14 protein-coding genes are annotated in these 15630 nt (G+C 68.2%); 9 read left to right on the top strand and 5 right to left on the bottom strand.

Features of this window, described 5'->3' with window-relative positions:
* The first annotated feature begins 53 nt into the window (after nt 1-53).
* Nucleotides 54-1229, top strand: a complete 1176-nt coding sequence (locus tag K0O62_RS11545) for a CaiB/BaiF CoA transferase family protein (protein ID WP_073856220.1) — start codon at nt 54-56, stop codon at nt 1227-1229.
* On the opposite strand, the gene K0O62_RS11550 is transcribed toward K0O62_RS11545, so the two are convergent.
* A complete protein-coding gene (locus K0O62_RS11550; RefSeq protein ID WP_073856118.1) occupies nt 1217-3430 on the bottom strand; it encodes a glycoside hydrolase family 3 C-terminal domain-containing protein in 2214 nt (737 codons plus the stop codon). The genes K0O62_RS11545 and K0O62_RS11550 overlap by 13 nt on opposite strands.
* Complete coding sequence (locus tag K0O62_RS11555) at nt 3414-3956, bottom strand: TetR/AcrR family transcriptional regulator (protein WP_097933412.1); 543 nt, start codon at nt 3954-3956, stop codon at nt 3414-3416. Before K0O62_RS11555 ends, K0O62_RS11550 begins: the two co-directional genes overlap by 17 nt.
* Before the next feature lie 84 nt (nt 3957-4040).
* Between K0O62_RS11555 and K0O62_RS11560 the strand changes: the two genes are divergently transcribed.
* Complete coding sequence (locus tag K0O62_RS11560) at nt 4041-5297, top strand: cytochrome P450 (protein WP_073856120.1); 1257 nt, start codon at nt 4041-4043, stop codon at nt 5295-5297.
* 4 nt (nt 5298-5301) lie between these two features.
* Here K0O62_RS11560 and K0O62_RS11565 read toward each other — a convergent pair whose 3' ends face one another.
* Nucleotides 5302-5910, bottom strand: coding sequence for a TetR/AcrR family transcriptional regulator (locus K0O62_RS11565; protein ID WP_073856121.1), 609 nt, complete (start codon nt 5908-5910; stop codon nt 5302-5304).
* 86 nt (nt 5911-5996) lie between these two features.
* Here K0O62_RS11565 and K0O62_RS11570 point away from each other — a divergent pair, with 86 nt between their 5' ends.
* Complete coding sequence (locus K0O62_RS11570) at nt 5997-7928, top strand: flavin-containing monooxygenase (RefSeq protein ID WP_073856122.1); 1932 nt, start codon at nt 5997-5999, stop codon at nt 7926-7928.
* Between the two features lie 210 nt (nt 7929-8138).
* Nucleotides 8139-9440 carry an HNH endonuclease gene (locus K0O62_RS11575; RefSeq protein WP_073856123.1) on the top strand — a complete coding sequence of 434 codons (1302 nt, stop codon included), beginning with the start codon at nt 8139-8141 and terminating at the stop codon, nt 9438-9440.
* Nucleotides 9441-9501: 61 nt separating this feature from the next.
* Here the strand turns inward: K0O62_RS11575 and K0O62_RS11580 are convergent, their stop codons facing one another.
* Nucleotides 9502-10317: a thioesterase family protein gene (locus K0O62_RS11580; RefSeq protein WP_073856124.1), complete on the bottom strand. Its 816-nt coding sequence runs from the start codon at nt 10315-10317 to the stop codon at nt 9502-9504.
* A gap of 11 nt (nt 10318-10328) precedes the next feature.
* The gene (locus tag K0O62_RS11585) at nt 10329-11144 is read right to left on the bottom strand and encodes an SMP-30/gluconolactonase/LRE family protein (RefSeq protein ID WP_073856125.1); all 816 of its coding nucleotides are present in this window, start codon (nt 11142-11144) and stop codon (nt 10329-10331) included.
* A 67-nt stretch (nt 11145-11211) separates the two neighbouring features.
* Here K0O62_RS11585 and K0O62_RS11590 point away from each other — a divergent pair, with 67 nt between their 5' ends.
* From K0O62_RS11590 to K0O62_RS11610, 5 genes are read left to right on the top strand one after another with little or no spacing between them, the layout of a single operon-like run.
* The gene (locus K0O62_RS11590) at nt 11212-11916 is read left to right on the top strand and encodes an NIPSNAP family protein (RefSeq protein ID WP_073856126.1); all 705 of its coding nucleotides are present in this window, start codon (nt 11212-11214) and stop codon (nt 11914-11916) included.
* A 5-nt stretch (nt 11917-11921) separates the two neighbouring features.
* Complete coding sequence (locus tag K0O62_RS11595; RefSeq protein WP_073856127.1) at nt 11922-13151, top strand: cytochrome P450; 1230 nt, start codon at nt 11922-11924, stop codon at nt 13149-13151.
* A 1-nt stretch (nt 13152) separates the two neighbouring features.
* A complete protein-coding gene (locus tag K0O62_RS11600; protein WP_073856128.1) occupies nt 13153-14124 on the top strand; it encodes a zinc-binding dehydrogenase in 972 nt (323 codons plus the stop codon).
* A complete protein-coding gene (locus K0O62_RS11605) occupies nt 14121-14903 on the top strand; it encodes an HpcH/HpaI aldolase family protein (protein WP_073856129.1) in 783 nt (260 codons plus the stop codon). Before K0O62_RS11600 ends, K0O62_RS11605 begins: the two co-directional genes overlap by 4 nt.
* On the top strand, nt 14900-15628 hold the full coding sequence (locus K0O62_RS11610; protein ID WP_073856130.1) for an SDR family NAD(P)-dependent oxidoreductase: 729 nt from the start codon (nt 14900-14902) through the stop codon (nt 15626-15628). Before K0O62_RS11605 ends, K0O62_RS11610 begins: the two co-directional genes overlap by 4 nt.
* The last annotated feature ends 2 nt before the right edge of the window (nt 15629-15630 follow it).

Consider the following 15630-nt stretch of genomic DNA (forward strand, 5'->3'; position numbering starts at 1 on the left):
GTGCAAGCTTACAAATCAAAACGAACTTGTAAAGCGCTGTGATGGGATTTCCGATGACTGGTCCGATGGACGGCTTCCGAGTGGTCGAACTCGGGGTCTGGGTGGCGGCGCCGGCGGCGGGGGCGATCCTGGCCGACTGGGGCGCCGACGTCGTCAAGATCGAACCACCCGGTGGTGACCCGGCCCGCTCCTTCGGCCGGATGATGGGCCTCGACGCGGACCTCGGCAGCGCCTCGAACCCGCCGTTCCAGATGGACAACCGGTCCAAGCGCAGTATCGTGCTCGATCTGGCCGGCCCGGAGGGGCGGGCGACCGCCGTCGAATTGATCGCCGGCGCAGACGTTTTCCTGACCAACGTCCGCCCGCCCGCGCTGGCCCGGCTGGAGCTGGATTTCGAGACGGTGGCCACCCGCAACCCGCGATTGGTGTACGGGCTGATCACCGGATACGGCACGGACGGCCCGGACGCCGGGCGCGCCGCCTACGACGTGGCCGCGTTCTGGGCCCGCGCCGGCATCGCCGACCTGCTGACCCGGCCCGGTGACACCCCGCCGTTTCAACGCGGCGGGATGGGCGACCACTCTGCCGGGATGACGCTGGCGGCCGCGGTGTGCGCGGCGCTGCTCGCCCGGACCCGCACCGGCGCAGGGCAATTGGTCACCACCTCGCTCTACCGCCAGGGCGCCTACACGGTGAGCTTCGACCTCAATACGCTGCTGATGTCCGGTCAGCAGGTGGCCATCGGGCAACGCGAAACCATGGCGAATCCGTGCATGAACAACTACACCGCGGCCGACGGTAAGAGGTTCTGGATCGTCGGGCTCGATGTCGCGCGGCACTGGCCGCCGCTGTGCCGGGCGGTGGGTCGCACCGAGTGGCTGACCCGCTACCCGATGCCACGAGACCGGTTCACCCATGCCCGGGAGATCATCGCCGAACTCGACACCGTCTTCGCCACCAGGACGCTGGACGAATGGGAACAGGTGTTCGCCGGCGAACCGGACTTCTTCTGGTCGCCAATCAACTCTCTCGATGACGTGGTGGCCGATGAACAGTTCCACGCCGCCGGTGGCATCGTCTATGTGCCGGAAGGGGATTCGAGCACACCGATGGTTGCCAGCCCCGCCGACTTCTCGGCCACACCGTGGCAACCGCGCGGCCCGGCCCCGGAACTCGGCGAGCACACCGAACAGATCCTCGCCGAACTGAACGGAACTCAGGAGCGCTGACGGTTCACGGTCTCCAGCATTCCGGCGAGCTGCTCCCGGCTGAACGCGCCGCCGCTGAAGGACACCAGCCGGCCGATCGGAATCGAGCCGAGCAGCCGCATCATGTCGGCGCCCGCCGCAGTTGAAAGGCCGGCAGTGGGCGCCTGCTGACCGGCCGCGGCCAGCATGTCGGCCACGATCGGCCCGGCCACCGGGTCCCCGAGCAATTCGGCCAGGGTGGAGTCCGGGGTGAACGCGAGCACCGGGACAGCGTCGCCGTCCACCGCGACGACGGTGTGCAGCCGAAGATCCCGGCTCGACGCCCCGACCGTCACGCTGTAGTCACCCGACTCGACCAGTCGCCGCCCGGACCGCACATCCCAGTAGCCGAGCTCCTCGCGTGCGACGGGGATCTGCACTTCCCGCAGTTCCCCGGGATCCAGCGTCACACCGGTGAATCCGGCCAGCCAGCGGGGCGGGCGAGCCACCCGGGACACCGGCAACCCGGCGTACACCTGCACCACCTCGCGGCCGGCCCGGGCGCCGGTGTTGACCACCGACACCCGCACGGTGAGCCCGTCGGCGTGCACGTCCACCGACAGATCGGTGTATTCGAAGGTGGTGTAGGACAGCCCGTGCCCGAAGGGGAACGTCACCGCCGCATCGCGGGCGTCGTACCACCGGTATCCCACGAATACCCTTTCCCCGTACAGGATGTGGCCGTCCTCGGCGGGAAAGTTGATGTACGCCGGCGAATCCTGCAGTCGCACCGGCACCGTCTCGGCGAGCCGTCCGGACGGGTTGACGGCCCCGAACAGCACATCGGCGATGCCGCTGCCGCCACCCTGACCCAGCAGTGCACCGTCCAGGATCGCCGGAGCCAGGTCGGCCACCTCGTCGAGTCGCAGCACCCCACCGTGGGACAGCACCACGACCGTACGCGGTTGCACCTGCACCACCGCGGACAACAGGTGCAGTTGCTCGACGGGCAGATCGATGTGGGTGCGGTCGAAACCCTCGGATTCCTCCTCGGCGGCCAGGCCCAGGAACACCACCGCGGTATCCGCATCGGCCGCGGTGGCCAGCGTTTGAGCGGTCAGCTCCTCGGCGTAACTCACCGGGTACTCGCCGGCGCGGTGGCGAATCTCATCCAGCGGCACATCCACCCGGGTCGGATTCACGTGCGAACTGCCGCCACCCTGGAACCGCGGTGACACCGCGAACCCACCGATGACCGCGATCGACGACGGGGTCAGCGGCAGCAGGTCATCGTCGTTCTTCAACAACACGATCGACCGTGCGGCGGCTTCGCGGGCCAGCTGATGATGGCCCTCGTCGTCGAACGTGGCTGTGCCGGAGATATTTTCGGTGACCCGGGCGGCCAGGGCGGCGACCCGGCCGGCGGACCGGGCCACCGCGGCGGCATCGAGAACCCCCGATTCGACGGCGGCGACGACATCGGCGTCGGTGACACCGTTGCTGGACGGCATCTCCAGGTCCAGCCCGGCGGCCACCGCGGCCACCCGGTCGCGGACCGCGCCCCAGTCGCTGATCACCGCGCCGTCGAAACCCCACTCGTCGCGCAGCACATCGGTCAGCAACCAGCGGTTCTCGGCGGCGTACACCCCGTTGATCCGGTTGTAGGAGCACATCACCGTGGCGGGCCGGGCCTGTTTGACGACGTGTTCGAAGGCCCGCAGATACAGTTCGCGCAGCGTGCGCTCGTCGACATCCGAACTGACGCGCATCCGGTCGTCCTCGGCATTGTTGACCGCGAAATGCTTCAGCGATGCGCCCACGCCGTGCCCCTGCACCCCGCGCACCCATGCCGCGCCGAGCACACCGGCCAGCAGCGGATCTTCGGAGAAGTACTCGAAGTTGCGCCCGCAGCGCGGGTCCCGCTTGATGTTGATCCCGGGCCCGAGCAGCACCTGGACACCCAGGGCCCGGCTCTCGGCACCCAGGGCGGCGCCGACCCGTTCCACGAGCTCGGGATCCCAGGTCTGGCTCAGGCCGACGGCGGGCGGGAAGCAGGTCGCCGGTTCGCTGCGGGCCAGGCCGAGGTGGTCGGTGGCGCTGCCGGCCTGCCTGCGCACCCCGTGCGGACCGTCGGTCAGCAGGATCGCCGGGACATCGCCGACCTCCTTGGTGGTCCAGAACGTCGCGCCACTGCCCAGGGCGGCCTGCTCGGCGAGAGTGAGGTGCTCAGTCACCGTTCCTATTCTTCACCCTCGCGGCGTGCCGCAACTGCTCCAAGAACTCGTCACCGTCATCGCTGCGGACCAGATAGTGCGAGATGGCCACCCGGATGGCGGTGGCCGCGGCCACCGCGGCGTCATCGCCGGGGGTGAGACGCTCCAGCCGTTCCCGCATCATCGGGATGAACTGGGCCAGCCGGGCGATGACGTGCGCGGGTTCGATGTCGACCATCCGCAGCCCGGGGTAGGAGCGCTGGTAGTCCACGATGATCTGCAGGGTGGCGTCGAGGCGTTCATCGGGGCGCAGCTCGGCGGGTACCCGGGCCACCGCGCGGTCGTAGTGTTTGCGCTCCCAGACCACGAAGGCGTCGAGCAACTCGTCCTTGGAAGCGAACCAGCGGTAGAGCGTCGGGCGGGACACCCCGGCCTGGGCGGCGACCTCGGACAGGCTGAGTTTGGTCATCCCGTGGTTGCCCAGCACCTGTGCGGTGGCGGCCAGAATCCGCTCGCTGGTGCTGTTCTCCGCATCCGCGGGGGTGGCTTCCGGCATCGCTATACCTTTACAAATATTCGCCGTACTGTCACGCTAATTGCTCGCAACGCCGTCGTTGCACGCCCGTAGGAGGGAACCGCCGTGACAGTTGCCAGCGCACCGCAGGCACGCGACTACAGCCCGTTCGACATCACGTCCCACGACTTCTGGAGCCGGCCGTTCGACGTCCGCGACCAGACCTTCGCGCAGCTGCGGGCGCAGGAGGGGGTCAGTTGGCACCGGCCGCTGCCGACCCTGTTCGACATCGAGGAACCCGGTTTCTGGGCGCTCACCCGCCGCGCGGACATCCAGTTCGCCAGCCAGAATCCCGGGCTGTTCACCTCCACCCTCGGTGTGGCGCTGGATCCGATGCCTGCCGAGGTGCAGAAGTTCGCGACCTTCTTCCTGGGCATGGACCCGCCCGAGCACACCACCTACCGGCGACTAATCAGCTCGGCGTTCACCCCGCGCAATGTGCGCCGCATCGAGGAACAGATCCACGCCAACGCCGTCGCCATCGTCGACGATCTGATCGGCGCCGGTGACATCGATTTCGTCGAGGCCTGTTCGGCGCAGCTGCCGATGCGAACCATCTCGGACATGCTCGGTGTGCCTCCCGCCGATCAGCCCGCGCTGGCCAAGGCGGCCGAGAAGCTGTTCAGCATGAGCGATGACGAGTACTCCTCGCTGGAAGAGCGGGCGATGGACACCATCAACGAGATCATGCTGATCTCGGGTACCGGGGTGGAGCTGGCCAAGTTCCGCCGGGCCAACCCGGGCGATGACCTGATGACCGCCATCGTCAACGCCGAGGTGGACGGGCACCGGCTCACCGACGAGGAGATCGGTGCCTTTCTGATCCTGCTGGCCTCGGCGGGCAACGACACCACCAAGCAGACGACCACGCATGCGATGCTGGCGCTGGCCGCCAATCCGGACCAAAGGGATTGGCTGATGGAGGATTTCGAGGGCCGGATCGGGATGGCCACCGAGGAGTTCGTGCGCTGGTCCACCCCGGTACTGCAGTTCGCCCGGTTCGCCACCCAGGACGTCGAGGTCGCCGGGCAGCAGATCAGCGCCGGGGACAAGGTGGGCCTGTTCTACTGTTCGGCAAACCGGGACGAGAGTGTGTTCAGCGACCCGCAGCGGTTCGACCTGACCCGTTCACCGAACCCACAGGTCGGTTTCGGCGGGGGAGGCCCGCACTTCTGTCTGGGCAATCAGCTGGCCAAGAGCGAACTGCGGAACATCTTCCGCGAGTTGCTGACCCGGCTCAAGACCATCGAGCTCGGCGAGCCGGATCTGTTGTACAGCAGCTTCGTGCACGGCATCAAGAGGCTGCCCGCATACGTGCAGTGACCGCTCAGGCCGTCAGTTCGGCGGCCAGTGCCGCGCTGATCGCACGGTAGGCGAGATCGGCTGCGGCCTGCCAGTCATGAGCGGCGTCGACGACCAAGGCCGCGGTGAAATGTGGGCTCAGATGCGCCGCCACGGTGGTTACCAGGGCGACCGGTGGTGGACCGACACCACCCGCGGTGCGCCACACGGTGGCCGCGATGTCGGCCATTGCGCCCCGGAAGTCACTGCGGCGCCGACGTTCTGCGGAAGCGAGATCGGCGGGCAGGTTCCGCCGCGATGCGAGCTCGAAGAAGCCCGGGCCGATGGTGGAGTTCATCCGGTGCGCGGTGTCGCAGGTGTTCCGCAGCCAGTCGTCGGGATCGCCGGCCGTATAGGTGGGCAGCCCGCGCAGGTAGCCGGTCATGCCCGCCTCGAATGCGGCGCCGAGGAGTTTCTCGCGGGTTTCGAAGAGCCGGAACAGCGTCCGCCGGCTCACCCCGGTGACCTCGGCCAGCTGATCCATGGTGAGGTCCAGGCCGTTCTGCAGCACCGATCGCCGGGCCAGCGTCAGAATGTGGTCGACCGTGGCCTGGCGCTTGGCGCCGGCCACCGTGCCGGAGGCGGTCTTGGACACACCTCGGAGTCTAACCCGGCCCGCCGCACCGTTGACACTCATGAGTGCCATAAGTGACACTTGATCGTGCCGATACGGAGGTTCTCATGACCGCGCGTCACCTGGCCACGCACTCCATCGTCGACGTCGACGACGCCACCATCGCCTCGGCACTCGAACAGCTGTCGGTGTCCGCGTTGATCGCCTCGGTCGTCCAGATCACCGGGGATCCCACGTTCATCCGCGGCTCGATCCGCCCGGTTCAGTTCGTGCAGAACGAATTTCAGGGCATGCTCGACGAGGACAGCAAGGCTCGGTTACGACGTCTGGCGCTCCGTGAGATCTGTGCCTGGCGCGACGCCGGGTGCCCGGACACTCCGCCGCTGAGCACCGAGCTCATCCGGGAAGTGATGGACTGGATCGCCTGCGAACCGGTGCCCGACGACAACGCCGCGCTCTACCTGGAGGAGATGGACCTCCACGGCCACAATCCGCGCGCCGTCGCCGGACCGGAAGGACTCGATCCGCCGCCGGGGTTCTCGGTGCTCATCATCGGTCTCGGTGCGTCGGGTCTGCTCGCTGCGATCCGGCTCAAGGAGGCCGGCATCCCGTTCGAGGTCGTCGAGAAGAACCCCGATGTCGGCGGCACCTGGTTCGAGAACAGCTATCCGGGTTGCCGGGTCGACGTGGCCAGCCACTTCTACTCGTACTCGTTCGAGCACGTCGGCGACTTCAGCGCCTACTACACCCGCCAGCCCGAACTCTACGACTACTTCCGTTCGGTCATGACCCACCATGACATCGGCGCCCACGTGAGCTGGGGCCGCGAGGCGGTGCGTGCGCAGTGGGACGACGAGGCGGGGCGGTGGTCGGTGACGCTGCGCCGCACCGACGGCGGCGCCGAACACCGGACCGCCTCGGCCGTCATCTCTGGCGTCGGTTTCCTGAATCGGCCGATGATCCCGGATCTGCCCGGGCTGCAACGGTTTCAGGGTCCTGCCTTCCATTCGGCCCGGTGGGACCACGCGGTGGACCTGCAGGGTAAGCGGGTCGCCCTGATCGGCGCCGGCGCCAGCGGCTTCCAGATCGGTCCCGCCATCGTCGACGAGGTCGAGGAATTGGTGGTGTTCCAGCGCACGCCGCAGTGGATGGCGCCCAACCCGCGCTACCACGCCGGCGTCACCGACGGTGAACGCTGGGCGATGCGGCACCTGCCCGGCTACTCCCGCTGGTACCGCTTCATGCTGATGTGGCAGTCCAGCGACAAGATGCTGGAACTGGTTCGCGCGGACCCGGATTGGCACGACTTCCCGCGCACCGCGAACGAGGCCAGCGCCGCGCGGCGCGAGATCTTCGCCAACTGGATCAACGATCAGGTCGGCGACATCCCGGAACTCGCCGAGAAGGTCACCCCGCAGTATCCGCCGATGGCCAAGCGGATGCTGCAGGACAACGGCAGCTGGCTGCGCTGCCTGCGACGTGAACACGTGCGCTACGTCAACGAACCGATCACCGGTATCGACGAGTCGTCCATCAGCACCGCCGCCGATGAGTTCGAGGTCGACGTCATCGTGCTGGCCACCGGTTTCCGTGCCTCCGAGGTGCTCTGCCCGATGGAGGTGATCGGGCGCGGCGGAGTCCCGATATCGCAGGTATGGGACGGCAAACCCGAAGCCTTCAACGGCATCTCGGTACCCGGCTTCCCGAACTTCTTCATGATGGCGGGCCCGGGCACCGCGCTGGCCCACGCCGGCAGTGTGATCTTCATGCTGGAATGCCAGATGCGCTACATCGGTGCGGCGCTGCGGACCGTGATCGAAAAAGGCGGGCGCAGCATCGAACCCACCGCCGAGGCGTATGCGCGCTACAACCGGGAACTGCAGGACGAGGTTGCCACCCTGATGTGGGGGCACCCGTCCATCGAGCACTCCTGGTACAAGTCACCCGACGGTGGCGTCTACGTGCTCAGCCCGTTCGGGTCGGTGGAGTACTGGAAACGCACCCGTGCCCTGGCCGACGAGGACCACGTACTGGGCTAGTGGGACTGCCCTGGGAAATCGCCCTTGCGGAGGGCTCTGGGCGCCGGTATTGTCGAACATAAGTTCGAATGCGACGTTGCTCCCATCGCTCCACGGTGAGCTTCAGACCGCGACTCCGGTCGCCGAGAGGTTCTTCAGTCCCGCGGGACTGGTCGAACCGCCTTGCCTGATCGTGCCTTTGTGCACCTTCTGTGAAAGTCGGTATCCGTCATGGACGCCACCCATCTCGACACGTTCGTCGCTGCGTTGATCGATGATCTCGTTGAGGTTCCGACCTCGGACGACGATGCTGAGCGAACGCTGTTCCATCTACTCGACAGTCCCCGGCGGATCGTCGATGAAGCACCGCTGCTCGCGGTGCTGGTGGCTGCCGTGAACGCCCGTAACCTGCTCGACCACGTGATCGCGTCGGCGTCCGCGGCCGCGGAGCGGCTCGGGATCCCGGCGCGGCGTCACCTGCGCTCGGGGGCCGATCTGCTCACGAGCATCGGGGTGGCCCCGGGTGCGGCGCTGCGGGCTGCGCGGGTGGGCCGGGCGGCGCCCACGTTGGCGGCCTTGACCCGGCAGCAGCGTCTCGGTGGGATCGGTATCGAGTTCGCCGACGCGGTCGGAAGAGGAGTCGCCCACATCAACGCCCGGGTTGAGTTGACCGAGGACGACCGGGCCGGGGTCGTGACGAAACTGATGATCCAGACCACCCCCGCCGAGGTGGGCAAGAAAGCCCGCGAGATCGCCATCGACAAAGCCGCCACACAACCGGAGGCAGCGGGGACGGTGCCGGTCGCCGAGAACACTGACCTCAACGAGATGACCCTGGTGCAGACCGACGAAGGCCGGGTCGCCGCCACCCTGGATCTCGATGTGCTCACCGGAGAGGAACTGTTCGCGGCGTTGGATCCGTTGTGTCGGCCCGTTCCACTCCCTGACGGGACGCCGGACCCGCGGCCGGCTGGGCGGCGTCGGGCGGACGCGTTCGGTCAGCTGCTGCGCACCTACCTGTCGAACTCGCAGCGCCCGACCTCCGGTGGGGTGCTCCCGCACGTCACCCTGATCCGGCCGGAATCCGTGGACACTCTCGGGTTCGGCGGGCCGATCAGCGCCGTCACCGCCGACCTGATCTCCTGTGACAGCACCCTGACTTCGGTGATCGTCGACCACACCGGTGTACCACTGGATATCGGGCGCAGCGAACGGCTGTTTCCGCCCGCGCTGCGAAAAGCTTTGGGGGTGCGTGACGGTGGGTGCGCGTTCCCCGGTTGCGGAAGACCGGTGTCCTGGTGCGACGCCCACCACATCCAGCCCTGGAGCGAAGGGGGCGCAACGAGTCTGGACAACGGGGTGCTGTTCTGCCGATGCCACCACACCCTGGTCCACCACGGTGGCTGGCAGGTCTACCTCGGCCCCGACCGGCACCCCTGGTTCATCCCGCCCCACGACCCGGCCGGCCCCGAACCCGCACACCTACGCTCCCACGCACGACGCACCATGACCGATCTGCCGGCCGCTGCATAACCCAGACCTCAAGCGCACCTTGACAACTACACAGTGAACCGGGGACTGCGGAGCCGGACCGCTAACGCTTCTCTCGCCGGCGCACCAGCACCGACTGCTGGATTGCGCCGACCGGGCCCTGCTCGTCGAACAGGGTGCCCAGCGTGGTGCCGATCCCGTCGGGGCCGTAGTTGGTCTCGGCGCGGATGCCGATCCACTCGCCCTCGGGCACCCGGTGGATGTGCACGACCAGGTCGGTGTTCATGAACGTCCACTGCCGGATATCCAGCTTGGTGCCGATCCCATTGGCGTCATCGGCGACCGCGAACAACCGTTGCAGTGGTGTCATCGACTCGCCCTTGACCACGTCCACGGTCGGGCTGAGCCAGGATTCACCCGGACCGTCTGCCAATGGTGTTGTCAACCAACGCCAGTCGATGCTGTGCACATAGTTGCGGTCCCAATCCTTGGCCATGTCACGGCTGCGGGCCTGGGCCAGTGGGGGCAACGGCGCCGCGGCGGCGTGCAGCACCGCGCTGGTGTCCTGCTGCTGCAACCGCCAGCCGCTGGCCCGGGCCACCGGCCGCGGGGTGCCGTCCGGGCCGGGGGCCAGCATCTCGGCGGTCACCAACTCGATCTGCTTGCCGGAGCGTTCCCGCCGCGCCCGCACCCACAGATCGCCCTCGGCCGGTACCGGACCCAGAAGGTCGATCAGTACCCGGCTGAGCCGGGTGTCCTCGCGCTGCTCGCAGCGTTCCAGGGCGCGGGCCAGCAGCGCCGACACCGGTGCGCCGTGCTGGATGGACGCCGACCAGGTGCTGCGCACCAGATCGGTGGCTGCGAACTTCTCGCCGACCGGGTCGTCGGCATCGACGAGTTCGTAATAGGAATCCGACATGGGGGCTTCTTTCAGGGTGCGGGAACGTCGACGCTGACCGCGTCGAGGGTGGACAACCTGGTGCCGATCAACCGCTCGGGGTAGGCGTCCGTGCTGGACAGCAGGAACAGGGTGCGGCCCTCGGGGCCGCCCAGTGCGCACGCGATCGCGGTACGCCCGGCCATGTCGATCCGGTCCGTGACGAGGGCTGTCGTCCCCCCGCCGGTGATGCGTTCGAACTGGTGGGCCAGGGTCATCGCCGCCCACACCCCGCCCTCGGCGTCCACCGCCAGCCCGTCCGGCGGGCCGTCCAGGCCGTCGGCGAACACCCGCCGGTCGTGCAGGGCGCCGGAGTCGGCGACGGTGAACGCGGTCAGCCGTCGTGCGGTGGACTCGGCGACGATGAACGTGCCGTCGGGGGAGATGACCATGCCGTTGGGAAAGCTGAGGTCTTCGGCCATCACCGTCGCCCGGCCGTCCGGATCGAGCGCGACGATCACCCCACCCTCGCGCGCCTGCGAACCGATGTAGGCACGCCCATGCGCGTCGACGACCATATCGCCGAGGTCGGCCGGCACCAGATCGGTGAGATCGGCCAGTGCCGAGACGGTTTCACCGTCATAGGCCAGGATCTGGCGCGTCTTGGTGGAGGCGATCAACAGAGTGCCGTCGGGTCGGAAACCCAGGCCCGACGGTGCGTGGCCGGGTAGCGCCAGGGTGGACATCTCACCCTGCAGCGTGACGGTGTGCACCGCTTCGCCGAGCATGTCGGAGAACCACACCAGCCCCTCGAACCAGCGCGCGCCCTCGCCGAAGCAGAACCCGTTGGCCAGCGGCTGGACTGTCATGCGGCCACGATAACCGACACGGTGCCCATACCTTTACAAAACACGCCTCGAATGTCACGCTCCCTGGGTGCGTAAATATCACCGCCACACGTTGTTGTATCTGCACGAGACGATCGAACTGGGTCGCGGCAACAGCGATGAGTTCACCGAGCGGTTCGACGGGATCTACCACCCCATGATGGAGCAGCTCGGGGCCCGGTTGTTCGCGCTCTGGGAGAGCACGCCCTACAACGGAAACTGGCCGCAGGTCACCGTCATCTGGGAGATCGACGCATTCGCCGACTACGCCCGGATCGGCAAGGCCCAGGCTCGCGGCGGTAGCCATGCGACCGCGGCGGCGCAGTGGGCGGCCTACCTGTCCGGTATCGGCGCTCACGGTGAGGGCCGGATCATGTACGCCGCCCCGCAGAACCGGAACCTGGAGCAACTGCGGGACGAAGGATTCAAGGCCGAGCTGGTGATCCAGGAGATCATGCAGACCAAACCGGGCAAGCAGGACGACTACATCCGCGAACTGGAGCGGCTCTATGTGCCGTGGTCGGAGAGCACCGGTAAGCGTTGGCTCGGGTCCTTCACCACCACCTTCCGGTTCAATGAGGTCATCCACTACTGGGCGCTCGACGGCGGCTGGGATTGCTTCGAGAACCACTACCCGTCCTGGAAGGACTCGCCCCCCGCCGAGATTGTCACCTGGATGTCGGTCGCTCCCGCGCTGCGCGACGGCTGGGAGGACTCCATCCTCGCCGCGTTGCCGCCGTCCCCGCTGCAGTAGGCATCATGGAAAAGACAGTCGCGCAGGACTTCTCATACGACCCATTCGATCCGGCGGTGATGGCCGACCCGCTGCCGTTCTACCGGGTGCTGCGTGATGAGCATCCGGTGTACTACCTGCCGAAGTGGGACACCTACGCACTGTCCCGGTTCGCCGACATCTGGGAGGCGCTGCGCCTGACCGACGGCACCTTCGTGGCATCCGAGGGCACCCTGCCGTCCGCGGCGGTGCTGGAACACCACAACAGCGGGCCGGTCGCCGATCCGCCGCTGCACCCCATGCCGTTTCACGCCAACTTCGACTCACCGATCTATGAGAACGTGCGCCGCTGCACCTCGGCGCAGTTCCGGCCGCGTTCGGCGGCCACCCTGGCCGACCGCATCCGCACGGTGGCCAACGAACGCCTCGACGAGCTGCTGCCGCGCGGCACCTTCGATCTGACCCAGGACTACGGCGGACACGTCGCGGCCACCATGGTGTGCGAATTCGTGGGCCTGCCGGTCGAACTGGCGCCCGAGGTGCTGGCGACGGTCAACGCCGGCAGCCTCGCACAGCCCGGGGAGGGCGTCGAGGTCGCCAATTCGCGGCCCGGCTTCCTGTCGTACCTGACCCCGATCATCGAACGCCGCCGCGCCGAAGGGGCGGACGGCAGTGTGCCGATCGCCGACAGTCTGATCAACTTCGTGTTGCCCGACGGGTCCGGCTTCAGCGATACCGAGGCCGCCACCCAGATGCTCGGGGTGTTCATCGGCGGTACCGAGACCGTCCCGAAGATCACCGCGGCCGGGCTGTGGCAACTCGCCGAACACCCCGATCAGCTCGCCGCGGTGCGCGCCGACCCGGACGCCAATGTGCCGATCGCGCGCGAGGAGATCCTGCGCTACACCGCACCGGCCCAGTGGTTCGCCCGAACGGTGCGCCGCCCGTACACGATCCACGGCACCACCATCAACCCGGGCCAGCGCATCATCACCCTGCTGGCCTCGGCGGCCCGCGACGAACGCGAGTACCCGGACCCGGACGCCTTCATCTGGAACCGCCCCATCGAGCGGTTGCTGTCCTTCGGGCACGGCCAGCACTTCTGCCTGGGCGTGCACGTCGCCCGCCTGGAGGTGACCATCATGATGCAGGAGTGGTTCAAGCGGGTGGGCGACTACCGGATCATCACCGAGGCCGCCGCCCGGCCCCCGTCGAGTTTCCAGTGGGGCTGGAACAACGTCCCGGTGGAGGTCTGACATGTGGGGATACCGACTGATCGCGCCGTTCACCTTCGAACGCACCGACCGCCCCGTTCCCGATCCGGACACCCTGGCCCCGGGCCAGGTGCTGCTGGGATTCCTGGCCGCCGGCATCTGCGGTAGCGACCTGCCCGGCTTCCGCGGCACCCAGGGCCGGCTGCCCGGCGACACCGGCTGCTGCGCCGCCGAGATGGACGGATTCCCGATCCACGAGATCGCCGGGGAAGTCCTGGCCAGCGCCCACGCCGACCATGCGGTGGGGGACCGGGTGGTCGGCTGGGCATCCGGTTTCGACGGACTGCAGGCCCAGGTGGTCGCCGACGGTGACGGATTGCTCTGTTATGCACCGGATCTGAGCCCGGCCCACGCCATCGGTCTGCAACCGCTGGCCTGTGTGCTCTACGCCGTGGAACAACTCGGTGACGTGACCGGCAAACGCGTCGCGGTGATCGGACAGGGCTCCATCGGCCTGTTGTTCACCTATGTGCTCAAGGCCGCCGGCGCCGCCCACGTCACCGGGGTGGATCCCGTCGACCGGGCCGCCCTGGGGCCGGTCTTCGGGGTCGACGAGGTGGTGCGCGCGACCAGCGACCGGTGGGTGCGGCACCTGACAGAAACGTTCGACATCGTGGTGGAGACCGTCGGACATCAGGTGGCCACCTTGAACCACGCGCTGGAGGCCGCCGCCTTCGGGGCCACGGTGTTCTACTTCGGGGTCCCCGACGACGACAGCTACCCGATCAGCATGCGCACCATGCTGCGTAACAATCTGACCCTGAAATCCGGTGTGACGCTGGAACGCCGGCGGGTGCTGGCCGCCGCCGACGCGTTCGCCCACGCGCATCCCGACCTGCTTCCCGCCTACCTCACCCACACCTTCGGAGCCGATCAGGCGCAGTCGGCGTTCGAACAGGCCTGTACGCCCGACCCGACCCGCGTCAAGATAGCGATCGTGGGGGACCCCGCATGAGCCGCCTGCAGGACGCCCTGGCCGCCAGCGACCAGATCTGGGGCGGCTGGGTGGTCGGACCCACCATCATCGGCCCCGAGGAATTCGCCCAGGCCGGTTACGACTACGTCGGATTCGACGTCCAACACGGCTATCTCGACGACGCCGATGTCGCGCTGCTGCTGCGTCGCCTCGAGCACGTACCGATCGCCACCGCGGTGCGACTGCCCTCGGCCGATCCCGCCCCGATCGGCCGGGTACTCGACGCCGGCGCCGACGCCGTCATCATCGCCATGGTGGAATCCGCGGAGCAGGCCGCCGCCGCGGTCGCCGCCACCCGCTACGCCCCGGCCGGGGTACGCAGCTTCGGACCGCTGCGGGCGTCGCTGGGCCACGACACCGTGGCGCTGGAGGCCGAGGCCAGCGTCTACGTGATGATCGAAACCGCCCGTGGGCTGGCCGCGCTCGATGAGATCTGTGCCGTACCCGGCCTCACCGGCATCTATCTCGGGCCCGCCGACCTGGCGATCTCGATGGGACATCGGCTCTCCGATGCCTGGACCCACCCCGACGTCCGCGCGGCGATGGCCGAGATCCAGGACACCGCCGCCGCCGCCGGACTGGTCACCGGAATCCATGCCGGGACCGGACAGATCGGAAAGACCTTGGCCGACATGGGGTTCCGGATGATCACCCTGGCGTCGGAATCCCAGGCGCTGCGCCGCGGGGCCGCGGCGCACCTGAGCGAGGCAACCGCCGGCACCACCGACCCGGCCGGACAGGACGGATACCTGCAGTGACGACACAACCGGTGGCGCTGGTGACCGGCGCGGCGCGCGGACAGGGTGCGGCGATCGTCGCGCGACTGCACACCGACGGCTTCCGGGTCGCGGCCTGCGACCTGCTCCTCGATGAATTACACGACAGCACAGCCGGATACGGCGACGACGTCCTCGCCCTCGAACTCGACGTCACCTCCGAGGCGCAGTGGCACGCCGCGGTCGCCGCGACCGTCGAGCGGTTCGGGTCCCTGCGCACCCTGGTGAACAACGCCGGCGTGCTGCACCGGGCCGGGATCGCCGACGAGACCGCGGCCGGATTCGAGGGCAGCTGGCGGGTGAACTGTCTGGGCCCGTTCCTGGGCATCCAGGCGGCGCTGGAGCACCTGAAGGCCGCCGAGGGCGCCTCGGTCGTGAACACCTGCAGCACCAGCGCCATCCGGCCATTCCCGAACCACTCGGCCTACGGCTCGTCCAAATGGGCGCTGCGCGGCCTCACCCAGGCCGTCGCCGCGGAACTGGCCCCGACCGGCATCCGGGTCAACGCGGTCTTCCCGGGCCCGATCGCCACCCCGATGCTCGACGAACGCACCCAGACCCGGCTGGCGCAGACCTCCACCGCCGGGCGGCTGGGCAGCCCGGTCGAGGTGGCCGACGCGGTGGCCTTCCTGGTGTCGGCCAACGCCTCCTTCATCACCGGTTCGGAACTGGTGGTCGACGGCGGCCAGATGCTGCAGATCGGATAGCG

This window comes from Mycolicibacterium diernhoferi (genome assembly GCF_019456655.1).
Classification (GTDB): domain Bacteria; phylum Actinomycetota; class Actinomycetes; order Mycobacteriales; family Mycobacteriaceae; genus Mycobacterium; species Mycobacterium diernhoferi.